Source organism: Paenibacillus chondroitinus NBRC 15376, assembly GCF_004000765.1.
GTDB lineage: Bacteria > Bacillota > Bacilli > Paenibacillales > NBRC-103111 > Paenibacillus_E > Paenibacillus_E chondroitinus.
The window spans coordinates 240,195-259,668 of the sequence record NZ_BILW01000002.1; the positions used below are offsets into that span (position 1 = coordinate 240,195).

The following is a 19,474-nucleotide window of genomic DNA, read 5'->3' on the forward strand; positions in this document are numbered from 1 at the left end:
TTGTTGTTAGCTGTCTCCGAGAGCCCTTTAACCCCGATATCGCTACTTGCGGCGAGCGAATGCTCCTTGTAATCAAGAAATCATTGAATTCCTGCTGTTCCGAAAGTATTATTTATCACTCTCTTATAGTTATCCCACTTGAAATAAAAGGGGCCAATATTTATATTTTTAGCACTGGGCTCCACTTTAAAATCTTGCCATATGATAATATCGTCAGCCCTCTGGATATAAACAGAAATGAATCCACACTCCTCGTCCCCGCACCATGGACAAACAAGTATGGGATATCGAAAGTATAAATAGTCATGTTGTTTATTTAACAGAAAATAATCTATCATGTTTCTTTGATGTTCTTCACTCCCCCACCCTAGAGATGGAACCATATCATGCTTTCTAAGCATTTGGTATAGCGATCTACCATCGATAATTAAATCAGCAAATTTAGTGTTTTTATCCCCATTTTGATTCGGGTCAAACTCATCATATCGACTTGCAGGTCTAGCCTCTAAGTAATTTAAGATTTTCATATAATTCTTATTCCTTTACAATATTTATTGGGATTTTACCTACATTTTTTTGTAAACTTCATAAATTCGTCTTGACTTAATTTATTCACGAAGTAATTCAACTACCCTTTTCTTAAATGAAAAAGAGAGCCGCTGCCGACCGACAATCTGCTCACTGATTGTTAAACTATAGTTCTCCCGTTAGTTCAATGCCCTAAAAAAAACGAGTTGTCTTTACAAATCCAGCTATTTATTGAACATAATTACTTCATTGCCATTTTTATTCATATGAAACCCATCAATCACAGGAAGTTGAAATCTTTCTTTAGTCGTTGGGTTAAATTGTAATACACATATCGCTTTATGTCCTTTTTCAATCTTATCCACGGGTAAATATACAAGAGAATTTATAATTGTACAAATTCTGCATTCAATTTTTTTAATTACTTTTGGATCATTCCTGTAACAAACATAAAAAGGAAACAGAATAAAGAAATAAAATACTACTGCATTCTATCTAGTGGGAGGGGCAAAGTGGACTTTTTTATAAAAAACATATTGATTTACTTGATTATTGCGTTGGTAATTATATTAGTATTACTACCATTTAAACGTCTACAAGATATTTATAAAGTGCTTTTTAACAAAGTACTTCCTTGCATTTTTAATGTTATTTTGGATATGGGTACTTTTTAATACTTTATACAGAATAGTTGTTACTCCTGAAACAGTTCGAAATGATTTTTTTAATTACCTTCACAGCGAAAGCATGCTTATTACTATAATAGTTTCAGTTACAATGTTGCTTTGGCAAGGATGGAGAAAATTAAAAAGTTACCGGTAAACGCCTCCTGTATGCCTTTATTTTTATTTTACCACATATTGGAATTAATCTACCCATTAGCTTAATGCCTACAGCCAGTCTACAACTTTATTTTCGGTCTAATACTTTATTTTTCAGTCTACTTTATTTTCACTGTACTCTATTCCTTTTGCAAAAGGATATAAAAGGCAGCTACTTACCGAAATCAGCTCGGGAACCGAAACTTCGCTTTTTTGTCGCAAAAGGGGACTAAGCTCTGTTAACATGACGAAATAGGTTCATCTTAGAGATGAACCTGGGCAATTCATTGGATGAAATCCAACGAGATGTCAAAATTGGACGTGCAAATGTACTTTTCGTTGGAGTAAATCCAACGAGAGGCTGGAATTCGAGTTAAATAAAGCGATTTCTTCGTATCTCATTGGATTTCGTCCAATGACAAGTAAAATTTCCCTCGACGGAGGGCATCCTAATTGGATTTCATCCAATGAAAACTCCATAAGATCCATGAAAGATAAGCAAGCTGGGCATATCCTCCCTGCTACCCCTTCCGCCCCTCCAGCAGTTGATCCCGCATCCAATCATTTTGCACGATGCCATCGCCATCCTCGTACAAAATATGATAGAGTCGCTTCCGCAGCTCGGCCAGAACCGTCTTGTTCACGGGATGATGAATCACGTTATGAAGCTCATGCGGGTCATGACGCATATCGTAAAGTTCATCGACATCCGTACAATTCCAGATGTATTTCCACTCCCGGGTGCGAATCATTCGCTGCGTGTAAAGGCCGAATTGTGCGCCATTGAAAGAGGCGACAACTTCTTCGCGCCACCCCGCAGGTTCAGCTCCCAGAAGCAGCGGCAGCAAGGATTCCCCATGAAGCCGGTGTTCCACTAACGGTTCCGTTTCGCTGATGGCCAGCAGTGTCGGCGGCAAATCCAGCAAGGTCTGGACGAATTGCTCACAGCGGCTGCCTGGGGCAATAACTCCAGGCCATCTAACAATGAGTGGAACCTTTACGACGTCCTCGTACAGGACGTAATGTTTATCCAGCATGCGGTGCCCGCCGCACATGTCGCCATGGTCGGTTGTGAAAATGACAACCGTATTCTCACTTTGTCCGAGCGCGTCTAACCCCGCGAGCAGCTTCCCAACCGCATCGTCTAACTGCGAGATGATCGCATAATAACGAGCGACGATCGGCGCCCAATCCGCCCAGTCGTAATGCTCGATCTCCCAATTCCTAAGCTGCTGGCTCTGGATATAGGGTTTATTCGCGAACGTTTCACGGAAGCTTCCCCATTCAGGAATACTCTCCGGCGGATACATAGCGGCGAATTCGGCAACCGGGCGGCAGGGCAGATGTGGCTCCTGGAAATTAACCCGCAGCTGCCAAGGTGAGCCCGCACTCTCCTCCGACAGCTGCTTCATCAAAGCCGTGGCCATTGCGGCTGTCTGGTGTGTGCGCGTATCCTCCAGCGGCAAAGGGTCGATTTCGCCAAAGAACCCTCCCGTATACGCCAGCTCCGGGTACCGTGCCTTTGTCCGCTCCCGGTACTTCTCATCACTGGAAACGAATAGATCATACCCATAATGTGTCGGATCATAGGTCGGATGGACATCCCATTTGCCGATATAGCCGTTCCTGTACCCCGCCCCTTGCAAAGAACGGGCCCACGAGTAGCTCGTGGGCTCGAGTGCGCCGATCCGCATCCCCAAAGAGAAGTTCCAAAGTCCGCCGAAGGCTTCAGCCCTCCTGCCACAGACGAAAGACTGCCTCGCGGGACCACAGATGGGAATATGATTATAGGCACGGTCGAACCACATGCCCTCGGATGCGAGCTTATCGAGATTGGGCGTCAAAACAGGCGCCTGATGACTATAGCCAAGACAATCATAGCGCAACTGATCGACCATGATAATAAGCAAATTAGGCTTTTGAACCATCTCCGTCAAAGTGATTACCTCCCCGCATGTCTGGCTGCGGAAGCTTCATCGAACCTGTCTCGCCGAGGATCCTGTATCCATTCGTCCCATGTCAAGCCATACTGCAGCAAAATCTCATGGATGCGATTGCGAAACGGGAGGCCCGCTTCGATCTGTTTCAGCATGGGATCCGCCCGCCCATTCAGCATTTTTTCCGTCCAATCGTCTAACTGATAAGCCAACTCATCGGCAATGGCCGGAGAACTTTCGGCGATATTCACTGTTTCATCCGGATCAACACGCAAATCGAACAGTTCCCTTGGCGGACGAACGAAAGGTCCTGCATCCAGTGTGCGAATAAATTTATAATCCTTCGTCACAATCCCTCTGCTCGCTTGCCAAGCGCACTCGCTTAAATAGATGGCATCATGTGTCCCATCCGCTTCCCCGCGTATACTCGGCCACAAGCTGCGCCCGTCAATGTTCGTCGGTGTCAGGATACCGGCTGCTTCCAAGATGGTCGGCAGCATATCGACCTGCTGAACTAAACCTTTAACTCGGCGTCCTTCCGGAATTCGTCCAGGCCATCTCATGATCATCGGCACTTGCACCGAGGTTTCGTACAAACCGCAGTGATCCCAGTAAATATCGTGCTCCGTCAAGCTTTCTCCATGATCGCCGAACAAAATCAACAAGGTGTCGTCATAGACCCCTTCCGCAATAAGCAGCTCATCAAGCTCACGCAGACGATCATCGAGATAACGCACTTCCGCATCATAAAGCGCATTGACGTACGCAGCATCCGTTATAGGGCCAAGCAAGTCATAATGATGATGCTTAAAAAACGGATAAGCCGCATGATTATATGCGGCATCCATACTGCGGTTGGCCGGATCATAAGGATCCCGGCCCTGATCATAGAAAGCCGGCACATAACTCGACGGAGGCTGGTATGGCGTATGCGGATCCCAATAATGCAGGAACAGGAAGAAATCATCTTCCTTATGCTCGCGAATCCACTTGAAAGCAAGCTCATTCACCGATTTCCCGTCGATACTGCGCGTCTTTTGAACCGAATTGATGTAATACCGGTAACCTCTCGCGAACCATTCCTTTAACTGATACAAATTATCGACAGCAGCCGTCGTAAAACCTTGATTTTGCAAGAGAGAAGGCAGCCACGACTCTTTCTTGGGCAGCTGCGTGAGCGGTGAACCGTGTGAAACGACACCTGTTCGCAGCCCTACTTTTCCCGTAAATATACCGGTGTGGGCCACTTCCGTTGGTATATCTGCTGCATATGCTCTTTCGAACAGTACACCTTGCTCCGCAATCTGATCCATATAGGGCGAAGTCGGCTTCTGATAGCCATAACAGCCCAGCCGGGAGGCGCGCATCGTGTCCATGGAGATGAAAACAATGTTCATACGGCCTCACTCCGTCCTGTTTTTGTCATCAGATAGTCCATGATTAAAGCGACATTGCTCTCTACTTCGTCCACATGCGTTTGAATCACGATGTCCGGCTGCTCCGGCATTTCATACGGATCGCCAATGCCTGTAAATTGCTTAATCTCATCATTTCTGGCTTTGGCATACAACCCTTTCACATCTCGTCGCTCACATTCTTCAAGGGGGCAATCCACGAAAATTTCAACATAACCGGGCAGCTCGGCACGGGCATGCGCTCTCATTTCTTCATAGGGCGTAATAGCGGATACGATGACCGTAACACCGTTACGCGATAACAGCTTACAAAGAAAAACGATACGCTCAACGTTCGTGATGCGGTCCTTTCTGCTAAAGCCGAGCCCCTGGGAAATCGTCTGCCTAAGCTCGTCTCCATCGAGCAGCTCTACTTTCCTGCCGCTGACGCGAAGTGGCTCAACCAAGGCACGAGCCGTCGTTGATTTGCCTGAGCCTGAGAGACCGGTGAACCACAGTACCTCTCCATCTTTACTCATAACCTTCCTCCTTCGGATCGGTCTTTAGGAAATGGGGATAACGGCACCATTCGCCAGATGGGAACGGATCGCCGCTTCAATGATTTCTTGAACAGCCAAGGCGTCCGCACCGGAAGCTGTGATTTGCTCAGGAGGAACTCCCTCCTTCACTTCCTGTATGAAGGCATCCAGCCGAAGACGAAACGTATCCTCGAAACCGCGCATGCCGCTCATGATGGAATTCCGGTAAACCCGCAGGTCTTCCTGACGATGCGGATAGTACGTAAGCGATTCATAAACATTATCCAACACAAATCTGCCTTGATCGCCTGCGACCTCACAAGCTTCAATCGGATGAATGCCGAACATATCGTAGCTGCCCAGCAGATGGCCTACCGCGCCAGAGGCAAATTCTAAATTAATGGAAGCCGTTGACCACACCGCACGACCAGGAGCCTTCGTCAAAAAAGCTTGAACACGGCGAACCTCGCCTGCGAAATAACGCATCACATCGAGCGAATGCGGATGCAGCGCGCGCAAATGGATCCAGGGACTGGATTCATTCGGATTGCCGATTGTCAGCTTCATATTGACAAAAAGCGGGTGGCCGATATCGCCATTCATCATCCACTGCTTCGCCTTCTTGGCAGCCGGCGTGAATCGATGATTAAGATTACAAGCGAAACGAACGCCTTTTTCTTTCGCAAATTGAACCATTTCCCGGGCTTCTTCCAGCGAATTGGAAATGGGTTTTTCGACCAGTACGTCCTTGCCGGCCGCAATGGCTTTCATAACAGGCTCTCGGTGATGAGAGCCGTTATCGATTCCTCCAGTAGCTACGCTAATAATATCGAGCTGTTCCGCTTCAAGCATAGTATCCAGATCATAATAGGCTTTCACGCCAAACTGTGCAGCAACGGAATCCGCCAGCTCTTTGTTCAAATCGCAGATAGCGATGAGTTCGCTATCTGCGTGTTCCTTGTAACAACGACAATGGATACGTCCAATGTGATTAACGCCTACAACGGCTATTCTCAGCATGTCGTATCGGCTTCCACTTCTGCAGGTTCACCTTCCGCTTCTGCCACTGGCTCGGCTTCCTTCTCTTTCGTTTGCAGGGATCGTGCCGTCCTCGGGGAACCGATGTGCATGGAGTCAAAAGCCTGCTGCGAGGTTTTGAACGGACCGCATCCCAATCCATGCCAGTTCAAGTTCGTATAGATCGGATTCTCACGCCCTGTTTCTTGCTCCCGCTTCGCAATATGCGCATTTAATCGGCTCATGAGATGGGCCGCCACTTCCGGCTCTTCATCAATCAGGTTATGCAGCTCCTCAGGATCGCGAACCAAATTGTACAGCTCTACCGGAGGTTTGAAATGCAGATCCGGCTCAAGCGCTACAATCAGCTTCCATTCCGGCGTCCGCCAGCCATGTTTGCGCATCCATGTACATTCCGTAATGTACATCTCGCTTTCCGGCACCCGCTCCTCGCCTTTCACAAGCGGAATCAAGCTGCGGCCATCAAATGGAATCTCACATGGTATACCCAAAAGTTCCACAATGGTCGGCATCACATCTTTAATTTGCGAGGAACTGGATACTCGCTTACCTGCCGGGAGCTTACCCGGGAAACGCAGAATAAGCGGGATACGCAAATTCGTTTCATACAGGCCATGATGATCGTAATAACAATCATGCTCATTTAAGGTTTCACCGTGATCGGAGGTGATGACAACAAGCGTCTCATCTTCGATGCCAAGGGACTCAAGCGCCGTGAAAATCGACTGAATGCCCGCATCCATGTAAGCAATTGCACCATCATACTGTGCGTCAATATATTTGCTGTCGGTACATCCCTCAGGGAACCAGGAGCTGAAGTAGTCCGCGAATGGTTTAAAATCGTAAAGCTCATCCAAAGAGTGGTTGTCGGGATCGCACTCATTGCCGTCATAAAACATCCGCTCAAACGGCTTAGGCGGCAAATAAGGCGAATGCGGATCCATATGGCGCAAGAAGAGGAAAAATGGCTTACCCTCTTCCTTAAGGCGTTTCATTTCCGGAATGGCGACACGGTTCAAGTTGTCCGCTTTCGGGCTTCTTCCCGTTTCGTCAGGTCCCCAGCCTTCGAAATCGATATATTTCTGAAAGCCGCGTGCCGAAGGGTTGCCTGTGAAGCCGATACACGTTGTATTGTAACCGTTCTCTTCCAGCAGCTCGGAAAGCATCTTGACGTGGTCGCCAACAGGTCCGCCGTGCCGCAGCGCGACAACGTCCGTTCCGAAGCAATCCATACCCGTGAGCATGGAGGCATATCCTGGCGTCGTTGGAATACTCGGGGAGAAATGCTGTTCAAACAGTACGCCCCCTTGGCTATATTGGTCGATATGCGGCGTTGTCAGCCGGTGATAACCATATCCGCTCATATGATCTCGACGTAAGCTATCTATACCAAGCAGCAGTAAATTCGGCATTTTAGATGTCATGGGAATTACTCCTTCTCCGTTTATAATCAACTTATCTGGCTCCAAAAGAGCGCAGTACCGCATTCAAATAGCCATAGCTTTCAGCCGCTACAATAGAAACCTGTGCGAGAGAGTGCCCATTGGCGCCAATGACTTCTAGACACACAGGACCTTCATAACCATTATCCGCAAGCACTTTGCAGTAGCCGATTAAATCAATATCGCCACGCCCGCACGCCTGTTTGTCGATCGTACCTGGTCCCGCTTGTCTGCCACTGCAGTCGCGAATATGAATATGCTTCACGCGTGAAATCACAGCCGGCAAAGCCGCTTCCGGATTTTCTCCTGCCCGATAAATATGGCTGGGATCCATATCGATGCCAAAAGATGGATTCTCAATTGCCTCGATTGCTCTTAATGAAGTAGGCGTATTATAAATGGAACCGCCGACATGCGCTTTTACGCAAAGTGTAACCCCGTATTCACTTGCAAGCTTTGACATTCTTGTCAACTTTTCAATTGTGAATTGCAAGTCCTCTTCGACGTCCGATTTTCCGCCCGGCCCCACATTGACAACCGGGATTCCGAGTTCTGCCGCCGCTTCAAAAGCAAGCGGAAGCCTCGTTTCATTCAGCTCAGCCACTTCCATTGACAGAAGCTTCAGCCCAACCTCCTCGGCGATTCTACGAATCTCCGGCGCCTGCTCCCGCCAGTTGTCAAGCTCGAGGTGCTCGCACATGCCTTTGATTGCCGAGAGCTCCACACCGTCATAGCCGCAAAGCTTAATGTGCTGCGCCGCCGTAGCGAAATCGAAATCTTTGAACAATACGGAATTTATCCCTAATTGCATCATGGTTTACTGCCTCCCTAAGTTAAAGTTCAACAATGCTTGACGTTTCAAATGAACGAATAGCCGCTTCAATAATCGTCTGCGCCTTTAGCGCCTCTTGGCCCGAGCCATTGATTTGATCGTAAGGCACCTTGGCATCCAGCTGCTCAATCCAGTCGCTGATACGGCTTTTAAACGTTTCGTTGAAATGGCGCATGCCGCCCAAATAGCTGTAACTTTCCGTTGCAATGCTATGACGGGGATAAAAGGTTAAGTGCTCACAAGCGTCGTCCAGTACGAATCGGCCTTTGGAACCAACAACCTCGCAGCGCTCCAAACCGTAGCTGGCTCCAGCATCGTAGCTGCCGACGAGGTTCCCGATGGCGCCATTTTCAAACTCAAGCATCACCTGCGTATTGGACCAAATTTTCCTATTTTCGCCTTTCATCATGAAGGCAGCTACCCGTTTCACATCCCCGCAGAAGTAACGAATCACATCGAAGGAGTGCGGATGAAGCGCGCGCAAATGGAACCAAGGCGAAGTTTCGACCGGGTTGTTGATCCACATTTTCATATTAATCATATGTAATTGGCCAAGACGGCCTTCCTCTACCCATTCTTTGGCACGTAGCGCAGCAGGTGTAAAACGATGATTCAAGTTGACGGCATAAGGAATCTGCTTCTCTTTGGCAAGCGCCACCATCCGCTCTCCTTCGTCAATCCGGTTGGAAATCGGCTTTTCCCCAAGAACAGGAATGCCCGCCTCGAGCAGTTCCATCGTAGGCTGATAATGCTCGCCGCCATTCTCTTCCCCTTTGGTCGCCATCGAGCAAGCATCCAAATGAATGCCGCTAGCCAGCATTTCCTGCACGCTATAGAAAGCTCTGCAACCGAATTTGGCCGCAGCCGCATCTGCTTTCTCCTTATTGATGTCACATACAGCAACAAGCTCTGTTTTCGCATGTTCATGGTACACACCCGCATGGATTGAACCGATATTGCCAACTCCTACAACCGCAACCTTTAACGTCATCGCCTATTCCTCCCGTTTCTTCTACTGAATTTCCTGCGCATTCTCCAGCAGTTCCCCATGCAAATCACGATACTGCCCTGGCGAGCATCCAACCCTCCGTCTGAACAATTGTGTGAAAAAGGCCGGGTCTTCATAGCCAACACGCTGGGCGACATGAATCACTTTGTCATCGCCTTCTATCAAATACTGCTTCGCCCGTTCAATTCGAATGTCATGAATACGCTCCGTTACGGTTTGATTCGTTTCCTGCTTAAACACCCTGTTAAGCTGCCTGCTGCTCACATTAAACAACTCGCACAAATCGGGGATGGTCATTTTTTTATCAAAATGACGCTCCAGAAACCCGGTGATCCGGCGCACAAGTATGGTATGATTCGCTGATCTTGAGCTCTTTTTCTCCTTGCTTGCGGAATCCGCATAGCAGCGAGATAACAGGATGAGCAGCTGGAGCATTTGCAGTTTAATGAGCGTTAAATAGCCCGGCCGGTGATGCTCCCATTCTGAAATCATCGTTTCAAGTAATATAAGAACATGATTTGATGCTTGCCCCATCAAATTCAACCTGTGATGAAAGCGTTCTCTTGGATTTAAGAAAGGATGCACATAATAGTAATCCATGGACTGTGACACGCCCAATTCCTTCAGCAGAGACTCATGAATTAATTCTGGCGTGAAGAGACAATTAATGATCTCGATGTTCTCTCCCGGCTTCGTACGATACGTATGAACTTCCCCGGGATTAATAATAAAAACATCGCCCGTTTGGATCTGGTAGGATTCTCCTTCAAATACATGATCCGCTTGACCGCTAACCACATAAACAAGTTCAATAAAGTCATGTGAATGAACCAACGGCGTATTATCTTGATGATGGAAGCAGCGGTTAATATAAAACGGAATTTGCTTGTCTTTCATGAATTGACTTTGTCGCAGGAGATTAACCATATGTACAATTCCTTTCTTTGCTTCTGTCTTCATCATAAGGCATCCAACTCACGCTTTCATTGCGGTTTCAGCCATCTTACAAGGGGATTGCGCCATTTCGATTTGTCTTAAACTTGAATGACATTAATGAACTTCCGCTGGAGCAGCTGAACGTGATCAAGAGGCGTTTGTTCATCCGTAATGAGATGATGAATCTGGTTCCAGGCCCCGATCATCGTAAAAGCCTGCATATCAAATTTGCTATAATCCGCGAGGACAAATACTTGTTCGGCCATGCCGATCATTTTCCGTTTCACCCTGGCTTGCATTTCATTCGACTCGCTGATGCCCCGCTCCATATGTACGCCTTTGCAAGAAACGAACGCTTTATTTACATGATACTCTTCCAAGGCCTGCTCCGTCAGCGGTCCAACGAAAGAAAGTGAATTTGGCACAAGGATGCCTCCTGTGCTGATGACGCTGATATTCTTTTTCTCGCTTAGAACCAAAGCCACCTTCAAGGAGTTGGTGATGACGGTGAGTGGAATGTCGGGCAGCAGCTCTGCCAAATGCCATGTCGTGGAGCTCGCATCGAGGACAATGCGATCATGCGGTTCCACAAATTTGGCAGCTTGAGCCGAAATACGCTGTTTTTCCGTCACATGCACCGTTTCCCGCAGCTCATACGACGTTTCGGACGTTTGCGGCTGCAGACGAATCGCGCCGCCGTAGCTGCGCAGCAGCCGGCCTTCGTTCTCCAAACGGTCCAAGTCCCGGCGGATCGTTTCTTCCGTAACCCGGCATATCTGGCTAAGTTCAGTGACGCGCATGCTTCCCCGCTCGTTAACCAGCCGTAGAATGTGCTGAACCCTTTCCGCGACTAGCATCATCAAACACCTCCCTGAGCTTCAGATTTCCGATTCGTTGTAGAGGATTATTAGCGGGCTTGGTCAAACGCGATCACCCGATCACGAATTTCACAGAAATTATGGATATTGACATATTCCAAAATAAAAGGAACACCTTCCGCATGCTCATGATACAAATTCAGCAGCTTTCTCCAGTCAATATCCCCGTCTCCAACGCAGCGCCCGTAGGTATCATTGACTTTGCGGTCTTTCCCGTGAAAGTAGGCCAGATGCGGCGCTAAATACTGGAACATCTCCTCTTCCGAGCTGTTCGCGATTAAATTCGCCGGATCCAGGAGCACTTGAACGTGCGGCGATCCGACCTGCGCCAGGAAATCCGCTGTGCGTTTGGCGCTGGGCACAACATCCAGGACGCAGGGTTCAAGCGCAAGCTTAATCCCGTAATGTCCTGCACGCTCGCCAAGCCAGCTTATCTGCTGTTTGAGACGTTCGAAGTCCTTCTCATACGAATCCGCTTGAATGCCTCTTTTTCCCGGAATGAATCCGCACTCCGTTGCAACAATCGGCACGCCGGTCCCGGCAGCAATCTGCATATGCCGTTCAAAATATTGCAAATTTGCCTCCATTTCCTGCTCATCCGTTTCCAACAAATTCGTAAATACGCCAATCGAGGCAACTTCAATGCCATGTTTGCGATAGGTCTCTACGATTTCTTGACTTCTTTTATCCGTTAGATCACTAAGATCACTCCGCCCGTTGTAACGCCAATAGTTAGAATCCGTTTGGGAGAAGCAAAGCTCTGTCCATCTGAACCCGCGCTCAGCCAGCAGCGCCGCCACCTCTTCATTTGATAATTGCGGAAAACTGCGCGAAACCACACCAACATCCATAAGAGCATACCCACCTTTATCTACAAATTATAGTAAGACTCTCTTGCGAGCCGCACGTCTGGCAAACCAGCCCAATATGACAGTCAAAACGCCTTCAATTATTAAAAAAAGCAACATGTACGTTTCAAACGGTACGCCAAGCAAAACGTGCGAAAGGAGATTGCATACAAATAAGATCCCCAGCTGTATGGCCAGCAGCATCGCTGAAGCTTGCAGCACCTGCTTGGCTTCCGCCTTCTTTTTCAAATAGTATTGGCAGTAGAATACGTACGCTAGCCAAACGACACCCATCAGCAGAAATGAGAGATTATCAATCCCCTGCCAAGAGGAACGTTTAACGCCAAAAAAGGTCAGCAAAACCAGCAGTAAGCTCCTTAATTCGAACCAATTTACAATGCCTAGCGCCGCAGTAATAACGGTAATCCCCACCGATTTATACCCGGCCGACGGGTCACGTTGTTTTAATTCAAGAAAAGGATCCATACGAGTTAGCATCCCTCCATTCCCGCTCCACTCTTTGCAGGATACGCAGCGTAGCTTTTCGCGCTTCTTCACTTTCTACCAGTGTCGATTTTTTTACAAAGGCAATCAGTTTACCGATTTTATTTAAATAGGACTTCCGTGCCAATCGTTCAATACGGTCCACTTGTTTGGTATTGCCCTGCTTTTGATGTTGAATCATGCGCTCGTTAAATTTGACCGACCATGCTTCAGGAATTGTACCCGTCGCTGTCAGTGTCTCCAAGTCGCGCAGCTTGCCTCCGACCATTTTCTCCAATAACACCCTCATATACCATAACGAGCCTACCATAATGAGACTGAGGCAGACGAAGAAAACAAGCAGCGTAAGCAGAATATACGTCATATCGACGTGGCCCCCCTAAGGTCAAGCTCTCCGGCAAAATGACAGGCTGCGTAATGCCCATCACCAACCTGCTTCATTTCTGGAGCCTGCTTTTTGCAAATGTCTTGGGCATAGGCACATCTCGGATGGAAATAGCAGCCGGAAGGCGGATTCGCCGGGTTGGCGACTTCCCCTTGCAAAATAATGCGGTTCGACTTCTTCCGGGGGTCAGGTACCGGCTTCGCAGAGAGCAGCGCTTCGGTGTAAGGATGTTTGGGAGCTGCAAACAAATCCTTCGTTGCCGCTGTCTCTACCATTTTGCCAACATACATAACCCCGACACGGTTAGATATATGCTGGATAACCCCGAGATCATGAGAAATAAACAAATAGGACAAGTTCAGTTTTTCCTGTAAATCCTGCAGCAGATTAATAATCTGCGCCTGCACGGATACGTCTAGTGCCGACACGGCTTCATCGCAAACGATGAACTTGGGATTCGTCGCCAAAGCTCGCGCAATACCAATCCGTTGGCGTTGCCCCCCGCTGAATGCATGCGGGTACCGCTCCAGATGGCGGCTGTTGAGGCCCACCATCTCCATGAGCTGTGCCACGCGCTCTTTGAGCTCGGCGCCGTGCGCCATGCCGTTGCAGACGAGCGGCTCGGCAATAATATTGAGCACCGTCATCCGAGGATTGAGCGAGGAGTACGGGTCTTGGAAGATGAGCTGCATGTCACGCCGAATCGATCGCAGTTCCTTGGCGTCGAGCTGCAGCACCTCCTGCATCTGACCTTGGCGGTCGCGAAAGCGCACTGAGCCCGAGGTCGGTTCGATAGCGCGCAGAATACAGCGTCCAAGTGTTGTTTTGCCGCAGCCGGATTCGCCGACAAGACCGAACGTTTCACCGGGACGGATATGAAACTGAACATCGTCGACCGCTTTGACATAACCGACATTTTTTTGCAAGAACCCCTTTTTAATCGGGAAATATTTTCGCATATAGCTCACATCAAGAATGAGTTCGTCTGTTTGTACCGTCATGAGACCACCTCGGCTTCTTTAAGCTCCGTTTCAACCAATAAGCAGCGAACTTTATGATCTTTTTTCACCTCGACTAGCGGCACGTCCGCTACGTTGCACACGCCGTCGATGGCCATTTTGCAGCGCGTATAAAAGCCGCAGCCCTTCGGCAAATTCATCGGGAACGGCACAGTCCCCTCAATGGATTCCAGCCTCTTGTTCTCCCTGCCGATCGCAGGTATCGAATTCAACAGCGCCTTCGTATACGGATGTTTCGGATTATGAAATAAGGAATCCACATCTGTGTATTCGACGACTTTGCCCAGATACATGACCGCTACTTCGTCCGACATTTCGGCAATAACCCCAAGGTCATGCGTGATGAAAATGACGGATGTATCATGATTCGCTTTCAGTTCATTAATCAGCTGCAGCACTTGCGCTTGGACCGTAACATCCAAGGCCGTGGTCGGCTCATCTGCGATGAGAATCGAGGGGTTACAGGACAATGCCATGGCAATCATGGCCCGCTGCCTCATCCCGCCCGACAGCTGGTGCGGGTATTCGGCAAGCCGCTGCTCGGGATTGGACATGCCGACCTTGCGCAGGATGTCCACCGCCAAGCGGTATGCTTCTTTTTTATCCTGTGTCACATGCAATAAGATTGCTTCCATAATCTGATTGCCTACGGTATGAATCGGAGAGAATGCCTTCATGGGCTCCTGGAAAATCATCGCGATTTCATCGCCCCGGATATCCCGAATTTCCTTCCCTCTCGGATCCAGCTTCACCAGATCCACCGATTCCTTGCTCCCGGCACCGTTTCGCTGCAGCTTAATCTCGCCTTCCACTTGGCCCGGCTTGGGCACAATGCGCAAGAGCGCCTGCGAGGTGACGCTTTTGCCGCAGCCGCTTTCGCCGACGATGCCCAGCGTCATGCCCCGTTTGATTTGCAGATCAACGCCGTCCACTGCTTTCAATACGCCTTCATCCAGATGGAAGTGAACTTTCACGTCCTTCATTTCCAATATGACGTTATCCCTATTTGACATTCACTTCACCTCCTATTTGTATGGATCTGCCGCATCGCGCAATCCGTCCCCAAGGAAATTAAACATTAAGACCGTCAAAATAATGAATGCCGCCGGCCACAGCAGCCAAGGGTGATGGGCTAGTGTTTCCAGGTTTTGCGCATCCTGCAGCAGCACTCCCCAGCTGACAACCGGCGCCTGAAGCCCGATCCCAAGGAAGCTTAATGCAGTCTCTCCCAGAATCGTGCCGGGAATCGAAAGCGTCACGTTTACGATGATGTAGCTTGCGAAAGACGGCAGCAAATGTTTGCGAATGATGCGGAAATCACTTGCCCCCGCAAGTCTGGCCGCCATGGTGAAATCCTCTTCACGAAGAGACAATATTTTCCCCCTTACAACGCGAGCAAGCCCTGTCCAGCCAATGATGGAGAAGATGAGAATCAGCCCGAAGTACGTTTGCAGCGCCGTCCAATCTCTTGGCAACGCAGCTGTAAGCGCCATCCAAAGCGGAATCGTTGGAATACAGATGAGCAAATCAATGGTCCGTTGAATGATGGTGTCCGAAACGCCGCCCAGATAACCGGATATTCCACCCAACACCAATCCCAGAATGAGGGTTACCACGATGCCCAGCAGTCCGAAGGAGAGCGAAATTCTGGCTCCGTAAATGATTCTGGACAACAGATCATGCCCCAGCTTATCCGTCCCCATCAAAATGAGCGCATCCTTTGGATTTTTCAAGCCAAACAAGTGGCGTTCCATGGGGATGAGCCCCCACAGCTTATACGGCTCGCCTTTTGTGAAAAAATAGATCTCATACTTCTTCGCCGGATCTTCGGAGAATGTGCGTTTGAACGTTTGTGGATCGACTTTCTCGCTCATCCCGTAAACAAAAGGCCGAAGCTGAAATCCGTTATTCGGATCGACAAAATGAATTTTTTGCGGTGCTGCGTTCTTATAATCGGAGTACCTCGCATCCTGCAGCGTGGGCGCCAAAAATTCACAGAAGATCGCCACCAGATAAAATAAAATCAATACAACCGCAGAGAAAACAGCCATTTTGTGTTTGATGAATTTCCACCACATCAGCTGCCACTGGGAAGCGACTTCGTATTGATTATCGGCACCGACTCGGTTTCGGCTATTCACCTTGGTCCTCCGAAATCGATTCGCAATCGTCGTTATCGCACTCATTCCGCAACACCCCCGAAGCGTATTCTCGGGTCAACGAACGCTAGCAAAATATCGGATAACAGTGTCCCGATAACCGTCATCACGCTTAGAATCAACAGGAAGCTTCCCGTTAAGTACACGTCCTGGAACATCAAAGCTTTGAGCAGCATCGGCCCCGTTGTCTGCAAATTCAGCACGATCGAGACGATAGCTTCTCCTGAAATAAGCGCCGGAAGTGTCCAACCGATGGTCGAAATCAACGGATTAATGGCCAATCGAACCGGATATTTGAACAACAGCTTACCCTCAGGAACACCTTTGGCTCTAGCGGTAATGACGTACTGCTTCGACAACTCATCCAGCAGCATCCCTCGTGTAATCCGGATCAGCGATGCTGTCCCCGACATACCGATAACCACAACAGGAATAATGAGCCTTGGCAGCATATTCAAGATTTTGTCCATCGTCCAAGGGGCATCTACATATTGCGCTGAAAACAAGCCTGTGATCGAAACGCCTGTTTGCGCGAAAATGACATACACGATAATCAAAGCAATAAGAAATCCGGGCATGGCCAGACCAATAAAGCCTATAAACGTAAACACATAGTCAAGTGCCGAATATTGATGCGTCGCTGAATAAATGCCGATTGGAATCGCGATCAGCCACACAAAAACTAAGCAAATGAGCGATATGATAACTGTCAACGCCAGTCTTGGACCAATAACTTCTGTCACAGGCTGATTCCATTGAAAGGAGCGACCTAGGTCACCGTGAAGAATAATATTTTTGATCCAAATGATGTATTGAACGATTAATGATTTATCTAACCCGTAAAGCTGTTGAAGATTTATGACCGTACTTTCTGAAACCGCAGATCCGGACTGCTTTAATGTGGCAATATATTGTGTTAGGAAATCCCCAGGTGGAAGCTGAATGATCACAAAAACAATAATACTGATGGCAATCAGCAGCGGGATTAGCTGCAAAAGCCGATAGGAGATATAATTCAGCATGTAATTCCTCCTTCCAAAAATGTACCCTGTCTCTGAACGAACCGTGGAGCCCGGATCAAACGACCTGCCGCCGTCCGGGCTCCTACTGGTTCCTGTTCAATTATTTGCTATAAAAGAACTGCTCGCCGCTGAAGTTCGCGCCAATCGCAAAGCTGGTGTCATTCGGAATGTTGTGCAGCTTTGCATTGACAATTAGAGGCTGCTTCACTTCCGAAATCGGAATGAAATAGTAGACCTTGTCTTTCATGACTTGTTTAATTTCAGCTACTTTTTTCTTCGCATCCTCTGGGTTCGCAGCTGCAGCGTCATTGATCATTTTGTATAGGTTTTTGATGTCTGCAGGCGGTTCTTGACCTTTCTTACCGCCTGAAGTACGCCAGAGATCCCATTGCGCTCCCCAAAGCTGCGTGCCCCAATCGCCCATGTACCAGAGCGGCGTATGCGTCCAGATCATGGTCGCTTGCAGCTCATTGTTCGTATTCCGCGTCGTCCAAAGCGTTTGGTCGATTGTTTTCATCGTGACGTTCAGACCAAGCTGTTTCCACATCTCCACGATTAATTGGGTTAACGGTACGATATCCGGCGCTTGTGCTCCGACTTCGAACGGAATCGTGAACACCTTGCCATCCGGCCCAAGACGTTTGCCGTCAGCCCCTCTGGTGAGGCCCATTTCATCCAGCAATTTGTTCGCAGCAGCCAGATCAAACGTCGGATCTTCAATGCTGCCCGGTTTCGCAAAGCCATAGTAGATCGTGTCAATAATCTCTTTGCGGTTCAGCGCCAAGCTGAGCGCCTTGCGGAAGCGCACATCCTGAACAACTTTTTGCCAGTTCGGGTCATTGAACGTTTCGTTCAAGAAAATATCCGTTGGCGTCACGTGCATGTTGGCCAGCAATGCTTTGTAGCCGTTTTTCTCATTTTCCCGATAAAGCGGCATTTTGATCAGAGCTGCTGATTCCCTGGAGAAGTCGACTTCACCGGCAATCGTTTTCAAACCAACCATCTCAATGTCCTGTACGAGCGTACTCTGAATGCTGTCGATATAAGGCAATTGATTGCCTGCTGTATCAACTTTGAAATAGTACGGATTGCGTTCATACGTCGTAACAGATTCCGTCGATTTGGTCATCATCCATGGGTAAAGCACAGGGAAACCAACAGCTTTCTTATTCGCAAGTTCCCAGTTCGTAATGTCTTTATCGTTAAAAAGATTGAACCATTCGCCAGGTTGGAAGCCTGCTTGTTTAATCAGCGGTTCCAGTTTATCCAATGGCGTGTATTTTTTGTGGAACTGTTTGAGATAGTGCGCAGGACGGATGAGCTCTGTATATCCGCGCCAGCCCTGAATAGCGAAGCGGATCAGGATACCGCCGTACGGACGGTCGAACGTCAGCTTGAAGTTCAAATCGTCGATCACTTCCAGCTTCATCGGAGCCGCATCGGCTTCACCGCCGCCACGCAGCCATACAGGGAAGATTGGCGTCAGCTCCGTATTGTTCAAAATATCCTCAACCGTAAATCTGACGTCTTCCGTTGTAACCGGCTGACCGTCAGACCATTTCAGCCCTTTGCGCATGGAGAATGTGAATGTTTTTTGATCATCGCTGACTTTGTAATCTTTGAGCACGTTACCAGTGATTTGATCACCGAGAATACCCGGCGTGTTCAGCAGCGGTTCGTTGTTCATAACGAAAACGTCAGCATCCCAGTCCGGAGCGGATGTAACCGTTCTCAAAACACCGCCATACGTACCGATTTCGTATTTCATTTGGCTCTCCGGTAATTCATTCGTGAATTTATAATCGCTCGGCAAGCGATCTTTCACGGGTGGCAGTCCTTTTGACGCCAAAACCGGCGAATCCTTGAACTCTGTCAATTGCGCAGGTTGTCCGCCTCCACCGGCAGGTGCTTTTGTTGGATCCGGCGCTTTCGTTGCTTGTACTGCAGCTGTCGTTGGCGCTGGAGTCGTCGAAGCTGGACTGTCTTGACACCCCCCAAGTACAAGCGTCAACATGAGTGCTGAAACCAGGAGTAAAATAATCGACTTCCTCCTTGACTTCATTTGCAACCCTCCGATTTCCTAAAATGTTTTTGAGTTTGTGGACTCATCCTAATTGTTATGGAGATTGCCCCTAATAATCAACCTTATTTTCTGAAAATTCACTATCTTCACTAAACACACT

At 48.4% G+C, this 19,474-nt stretch carries 18 protein-coding genes; all 18 read right to left on the reverse strand.

Translation table 11 applies throughout. The annotated features are described in order from the left end of the window. Window positions 1-80: 80 nt before the first annotated feature. The 18 genes from PCH02S_RS03575 to PCH02S_RS03660 all read right to left on the reverse strand — a co-directional run bounded on the left by PCH02S_RS03575 (window position 81) and on the right by PCH02S_RS03660 (window position 19,353). The gene (locus PCH02S_RS03575) at window positions 81-527 is read right to left on the reverse strand and encodes an oxidoreductase (protein WP_127450153.1); all 447 of its coding nucleotides are present in this window, start codon (window positions 525-527) and stop codon (window positions 81-83) included. A gap of 1,343 nt (window positions 528-1,870) precedes the next feature. Continuing rightward, window positions 1,871-3,277, reverse strand: coding sequence for a sulfatase-like hydrolase/transferase (locus PCH02S_RS03580; protein WP_246068945.1), 1,407 nt, complete (start codon window positions 3,275-3,277; stop codon window positions 1,871-1,873). A 14-nt stretch (window positions 3,278-3,291) separates the two neighbouring features. Then, window positions 3,292-4,683, reverse strand: coding sequence for a sulfatase family protein (locus PCH02S_RS03585; protein WP_127450156.1), 1,392 nt, complete (start codon window positions 4,681-4,683; stop codon window positions 3,292-3,294). Next, complete coding sequence (cysC, locus tag PCH02S_RS03590) at window positions 4,680-5,219, reverse strand: adenylyl-sulfate kinase (protein ID WP_127450158.1); 540 nt, start codon at window positions 5,217-5,219, stop codon at window positions 4,680-4,682. The genes PCH02S_RS03585 and cysC overlap by 4 nt, the downstream gene beginning before the upstream one ends. Window positions 5,220-5,243: 24 nt before the next feature. Next, entirely contained in the window at window positions 5,244-6,239 is a 996-nt protein-coding gene (locus PCH02S_RS03595) for a Gfo/Idh/MocA family protein (protein ID WP_127450159.1), read from the reverse strand. Next, on the reverse strand, window positions 6,233-7,681 hold the full coding sequence (locus PCH02S_RS03600) for a sulfatase (RefSeq protein WP_127450161.1): 1,449 nt from the start codon (window positions 7,679-7,681) through the stop codon (window positions 6,233-6,235). Before PCH02S_RS03600 ends, PCH02S_RS03595 begins: the two co-directional genes overlap by 7 nt. A 31-nt stretch (window positions 7,682-7,712) precedes the next feature. Continuing rightward, window positions 7,713-8,513: a sugar phosphate isomerase/epimerase family protein gene (locus PCH02S_RS03605; RefSeq protein ID WP_127450163.1), complete on the reverse strand. Its 801-nt coding sequence runs from the start codon at window positions 8,511-8,513 to the stop codon at window positions 7,713-7,715. A gap of 19 nt (window positions 8,514-8,532) precedes the next feature. Then, window positions 8,533-9,522: a Gfo/Idh/MocA family protein gene (locus PCH02S_RS03610; RefSeq protein WP_127450165.1), complete on the reverse strand. Its 990-nt coding sequence runs from the start codon at window positions 9,520-9,522 to the stop codon at window positions 8,533-8,535. Window positions 9,523-9,543: 21 nt separating this feature from the next. Next, a complete protein-coding gene (locus PCH02S_RS03615) occupies window positions 9,544-10,503 on the reverse strand; it encodes an AraC family transcriptional regulator (RefSeq protein ID WP_127450166.1) in 960 nt (319 codons plus the stop codon). 71 nt (window positions 10,504-10,574) lie between these two features. After that, entirely contained in the window at window positions 10,575-11,333 is a 759-nt protein-coding gene (locus PCH02S_RS03620) for a DeoR/GlpR family DNA-binding transcription regulator (RefSeq protein WP_127450529.1), read from the reverse strand. Window positions 11,334-11,383: 50 nt separating this feature from the next. Beyond that, window positions 11,384-12,205 (reverse strand): sugar phosphate isomerase/epimerase family protein, encoded by an 822-nt coding sequence (locus PCH02S_RS03625; RefSeq protein ID WP_127450168.1) that lies wholly within the window; start codon window positions 12,203-12,205, stop codon window positions 11,384-11,386. Between the two features lie 27 nt (window positions 12,206-12,232). After that, window positions 12,233-12,688: a hypothetical protein gene (locus PCH02S_RS03630; RefSeq protein ID WP_127450170.1), complete on the reverse strand. Its 456-nt coding sequence runs from the start codon at window positions 12,686-12,688 to the stop codon at window positions 12,233-12,235. Further along, complete coding sequence (locus tag PCH02S_RS03635; protein ID WP_127450172.1) at window positions 12,672-13,070, reverse strand: hypothetical protein; 399 nt, start codon at window positions 13,068-13,070, stop codon at window positions 12,672-12,674. Before PCH02S_RS03635 ends, PCH02S_RS03630 begins: the two co-directional genes overlap by 17 nt. Then, window positions 13,067-14,092: an ABC transporter ATP-binding protein gene (locus tag PCH02S_RS03640; RefSeq protein WP_127450174.1), complete on the reverse strand. Its 1,026-nt coding sequence runs from the start codon at window positions 14,090-14,092 to the stop codon at window positions 13,067-13,069. The genes PCH02S_RS03635 and PCH02S_RS03640 overlap by 4 nt, the downstream gene beginning before the upstream one ends. Beyond that, complete coding sequence (locus PCH02S_RS03645) at window positions 14,089-15,123, reverse strand: ABC transporter ATP-binding protein (protein WP_127450177.1); 1,035 nt, start codon at window positions 15,121-15,123, stop codon at window positions 14,089-14,091. The genes PCH02S_RS03640 and PCH02S_RS03645 overlap by 4 nt, the downstream gene beginning before the upstream one ends. A gap of 12 nt (window positions 15,124-15,135) precedes the next feature. After that, on the reverse strand, window positions 15,136-16,296 hold the full coding sequence (locus tag PCH02S_RS03650; protein WP_127450179.1) for an ABC transporter permease: 1,161 nt from the start codon (window positions 16,294-16,296) through the stop codon (window positions 15,136-15,138). Further along, complete coding sequence (locus PCH02S_RS03655) at window positions 16,293-17,291, reverse strand: ABC transporter permease (protein WP_127450180.1); 999 nt, start codon at window positions 17,289-17,291, stop codon at window positions 16,293-16,295. Before PCH02S_RS03655 ends, PCH02S_RS03650 begins: the two co-directional genes overlap by 4 nt. Window positions 17,292-17,391: 100 nt before the next feature. Next, a complete protein-coding gene (locus tag PCH02S_RS03660; protein ID WP_127450182.1) occupies window positions 17,392-19,353 on the reverse strand; it encodes an ABC transporter substrate-binding protein in 1,962 nt (653 codons plus the stop codon). Between the last annotated feature and the right edge of the window lie 121 nt (window positions 19,354-19,474).

Excerpts from the sequence above, each read along its gene's own strand:
- PCH02S_RS03575 (WP_127450153.1), bottom strand. The coding sequence starts at position 527 with ATGAAAATCTTAAATTACTTAGAGGCTAGACCTGCAAGTCGATATGAT.
- PCH02S_RS03580 (WP_246068945.1), bottom strand. The coding sequence starts at position 3,277 with ATGGTTCAAAAGCCTAATTTGCTTATTATCATGGTCGATCAGTTGCGC.
- PCH02S_RS03585 (WP_127450156.1), bottom strand. The coding sequence starts at position 4,683 with ATGAACATTGTTTTCATCTCCATGGACACGATGCGCGCCTCCCGGCTG.
- cysC (WP_127450158.1), bottom strand. The coding sequence starts at position 5,219 with ATGAGTAAAGATGGAGAGGTACTGTGGTTCACCGGTCTCTCAGGCTCA.
- PCH02S_RS03595 (WP_127450159.1), bottom strand. The coding sequence starts at position 6,239 with ATGCTGAGAATAGCCGTTGTAGGCGTTAATCACATTGGACGTATCCAT.
- PCH02S_RS03600 (WP_127450161.1), bottom strand. The coding sequence starts at position 7,681 with ATGACATCTAAAATGCCGAATTTACTGCTGCTTGGTATAGATAGCTTA.
- PCH02S_RS03605 (WP_127450163.1), bottom strand. The coding sequence starts at position 8,513 with ATGATGCAATTAGGGATAAATTCCGTATTGTTCAAAGATTTCGATTTC.
- PCH02S_RS03610 (WP_127450165.1), bottom strand. The coding sequence starts at position 9,522 with ATGACGTTAAAGGTTGCGGTTGTAGGAGTTGGCAATATCGGTTCAATC.
- PCH02S_RS03615 (WP_127450166.1), bottom strand. The coding sequence starts at position 10,503 with ATGATGAAGACAGAAGCAAAGAAAGGAATTGTACATATGGTTAATCTC.
- PCH02S_RS03620 (WP_127450529.1), bottom strand. The coding sequence starts at position 11,333 with ATGCTAGTCGCGGAAAGGGTTCAGCACATTCTACGGCTGGTTAACGAG.
- PCH02S_RS03625 (WP_127450168.1), bottom strand. The coding sequence starts at position 12,205 with ATGGATGTTGGTGTGGTTTCGCGCAGTTTTCCGCAATTATCAAATGAA.
- PCH02S_RS03630 (WP_127450170.1), bottom strand. The coding sequence starts at position 12,688 with ATGGATCCTTTTCTTGAATTAAAACAACGTGACCCGTCGGCCGGGTAT.
- PCH02S_RS03635 (WP_127450172.1), bottom strand. The coding sequence starts at position 13,070 with ATGACGTATATTCTGCTTACGCTGCTTGTTTTCTTCGTCTGCCTCAGT.
- PCH02S_RS03640 (WP_127450174.1), bottom strand. The coding sequence starts at position 14,092 with ATGACGGTACAAACAGACGAACTCATTCTTGATGTGAGCTATATGCGA.
- PCH02S_RS03645 (WP_127450177.1), bottom strand. The coding sequence starts at position 15,123 with ATGTCAAATAGGGATAACGTCATATTGGAAATGAAGGACGTGAAAGTT.
- PCH02S_RS03650 (WP_127450179.1), bottom strand. The coding sequence starts at position 16,296 with ATGAGTGCGATAACGACGATTGCGAATCGATTTCGGAGGACCAAGGTG.
- PCH02S_RS03655 (WP_127450180.1), bottom strand. The coding sequence starts at position 17,291 with ATGCTGAATTATATCTCCTATCGGCTTTTGCAGCTAATCCCGCTGCTG.
- PCH02S_RS03660 (WP_127450182.1), bottom strand. The coding sequence starts at position 19,353 with ATGAAGTCAAGGAGGAAGTCGATTATTTTACTCCTGGTTTCAGCACTC.